This window comes from Actinacidiphila sp. bgisy167 (assembly GCF_057707665.1).
In genome coordinates, this window is sequence record NZ_JBYIQP010000183.1 from 1 (window position 1) to 2271 (window position 2271).

2 protein-coding genes are annotated in these 2271 nt (G+C 69.4%); both read right to left on the reverse strand.

Going from position 1 to position 2271, the window contains the following annotated elements; translation table 11 throughout:
• Positions 1-74 precede the first annotated feature (74 nt).
• Positions 75-905, reverse strand: coding sequence for an IS21-like element helper ATPase IstB (istB, locus tag AC3ET4_RS30615; protein WP_431955202.1), 831 nt, complete (start codon positions 903-905; stop codon positions 75-77).
• A complete protein-coding gene (gene istA, locus AC3ET4_RS30620; RefSeq protein WP_431955203.1) occupies positions 905-2161 on the reverse strand; it encodes an IS21 family transposase in 1257 nt (418 codons plus the stop codon). The genes istB and istA overlap by 1 nt, the downstream gene beginning before the upstream one ends.
• Positions 2162-2271 lie beyond the last annotated feature (110 nt).

The window sequence follows — 2271 nt, forward strand, 5'->3', positions numbered from 1 at the left end:
TGTCGGCAGCGGCCTAATGTGAGGCCAGTCTGAGCGGCTCAATCGTGGGCCATCGTGCGTTCTCGTTTGTCGTGTCAGTTGGTGTCGTTGCCGGTCTGGATGCGGCCGAGTTCGCCGCGGCCGCGCATGCGGTAGGACTCGCCTTTGAGGGAGTGGACCTCGGCGTGGTGGACGAGTCGGTCGATCATGGCGGCAGCGACGGTCTCGTCGCCGAAGGTCTCGCCCCAGCGGCCGAAGGGCTTGTTCGAGGTGACGATCACGCTGGCCCTCTCGTATCTGTTCGAGACGAGCTGGAAGAACAGGTTCGCCGCCTCCGGCTCGAACGGTATGTAGCCGACCTCGTCGATCACGATCAGTGGATAGCGGCCGAGCTTGACGAGTTCGTCCTGGAGCCGGCCGGTGTGGTGGGCGGCTGCCAGGCGGTCGACCCATTGGGAGGCGGTGGCGAACGCGACGCGGTGGCCGGCCTGGCAGGCTCTGACGGCCAGGCCGGTGGCGAGGTGGGTCTTGCCGGTGCCGGGCGGTCCGAGGAAGACGATGTTCTCCTTGCCGGTGATGAAGTCCAGTGTGCCAAGGTGAGCGAGCTGTTGGCGGGTCATGCCCCGCAGGTGGGCGGTGTCGATCTCCTCGATGGTCTTGACCGCGGGAAACCGGGCGGCGCGGATGCGTTGCTCGCCGCCGTGGGACTCGCGGGCGGCGACCTCGCGCTGCAGACAGGCGGCCAGATACTCCTGGTGGGTCCAGGACTCGGTGCGGGCTCGCCCGGCCAGGCGTTCGGCGGCGTCCAGCAGAGCGGGAGCTTTCATCGCGCGGGCGAGGAAGGCCAGGTCGGCGGCGGTCTGCCTGCCGGTCGGGGCCGCCCGGCCGTCGGCCGTCCTGGCGGTGGATGCGGTGGTGGGGGTCATCAGGTGTCCTTTCCGGCGCCGCCCTCGATGAGGGTGAAGATGCGGTCGTAGGAGCCCAGCGCGCGCTGTTCGACCTCGATGCCCAGGTCGTCCTTGGCCAAAGCCGTGGAGAGCGCGGTGGTGGTGCGGGCGGGTGGCCGGGCCTGGTCGCGCAGTCGTCGTGCCGCGGCGGCGTGCTCGGGGTCGGTGATGGTCTGGTGTCGGGCCCAGCAGCGGTCGTGGCGAGCGACCACGTCATTGCCGCAGGTCACGACGATGCTCTCGGTGTCCGTCCGGACGGTGATCCGGTGCCCGATCGCGCGGGGGTGGACGGAGTAGTCGCAGGTGTCGACGCGGATGTAGTGGTCGCGGCCGAGCCGGATGGTGCGCGGCCACCAGTTCGGCGGGGCGACCGGTGGCAGGGCGAGCATCGCCGATCGGTCCGCGTCCCAGCGGTCCATGGGGTGGGCGTCGATGCTGCGGTGCCGGCGCCGGTTGGCGACCTGCAGCCAGGCGGTGAGCTGGCCGTTGAAGTCGTCCGGGCCGGTGAAGACACGACCGGGCAGGAAGCTGGTCTCCAGATAGCCGTTCGCCCGCTCGACCAGGCCTTTCGCCTCGGGGTCACGGGGCCGGCAGAAGTGGATCCGGATCGCAAGCAGGCCGGCGAGTGCCGCGAACTCGGTCGTGGGCCTGCCCCTGCCGACACCGGCCTCGTTGTCCCAGACCAGTGTCCTGGGAACCGCCTGCCAGCCGGACAGCAGCTGCCAGTGCCCGTCGATCAGATCGGCGGTGGTCCGGGACGGCAGCATTCTCGCGGTGATCATCCGCGAGTAGCCCGACACCATCACCAGCACCGGCGGGCGCCCCGTCTGCCCATAGCCGAGCGGGATGTCCACCGCCGGGAACCACAGATCACACTGAGCCAGTTCACCCGGCTGATAGACCGTCCGGGAGACCGGGTCGACCGGCAGAAAAGCCGGCCGCAATTCCCTCACCCGTTCACGCAGGATCGTCAGCCCACGCTCCCAGCCGATCCGCTCCGCGATCACCGTGACCGGCATCGTCGGAGTCTGCTTCAACAACTCCCGGATCGCGGGCTCGACCGCGTCCACCGCCGAGCCCTTCGGCGCCCGCCGGTACTGCGGTGGCCGATCCGAGGCCAACGCCCGCAACACCGTTCCCCGGGAAATCCCCAGCTCACGGGCCACCGCCCGGGCGGACAACCCCTCGCTCCGATGCAACCTACGGATCTCAGCCCAGTCCTCCACGCGGATCACCCTCGCTTCCTCCTGACTCCAGCACCGCTGAAGCCAGGATGATCACGAGACCGCCGACCGGCCCGCTTTTGATCCGCTGACCGTGGCCCTCATTTCAACCGTCGCCGACA